Source organism: Oleiphilus sp. HI0132, assembly GCF_001635845.1.
In genome coordinates, this window is the sequence record NZ_LWGJ01001373.1 from 1 (window position 1) to 504 (window position 504).

Sequence of the window (504 nt, forward strand, 5' to 3'; positions counted from 1 at the left end):
AAGCTTTATGCCATAACTCATTAGAAGCTTTTATCTTACGAACAACTTTATGCACCCATGGATCAGGCACGTGACAATCTGAACAGCTTGCTCTAACGCCACTGCGGTTGGTGTAGTGAATAGTTGACTGGTATTCTTTATAAACGTTGTCTTCCATTTCGTGACAACTGATACAGAACTCTAGGGTATTGGTTTGCTCCATCGCAGTGTTAAATCCGCCCCAGAAGATGACACCGACTAACATGAAAAATAATGCTGCCGTGACTGTCGCCCCGAACAATATTTTTCTCGCCATCAGACCTTTAACAAAATTTGCTGCACTCATTGATGAGACTCCCTAGAACTTTAATATTCTAAAATTCAATTACTTAAATCCGAGAAGGTTGAAGAAGAGCACCTAAGTACTCTTCTTCAGGAGTACTAATTACCTAAATAACTATTACTAACGGTAATTAGGTTTTGTGGTTAGCACGGTTAAACACGTTGAACTTACCAGTAGGCGTT

The 504-nt window shown here is 39.9% G+C and carries 1 protein-coding gene; it reads right to left on the reverse strand.

Annotation, left to right across the window (positions count from 1 at the left end; all coding sequences use genetic code 11):
• Positions 1-325 (reverse strand): NapC/NirT family cytochrome c (locus A3766_RS21055; RefSeq protein WP_197479664.1); only part of this gene is annotated, 325 nt, incomplete at its 3' end.
• Between the last annotated feature and the right edge of the window lie 179 nt (positions 326-504).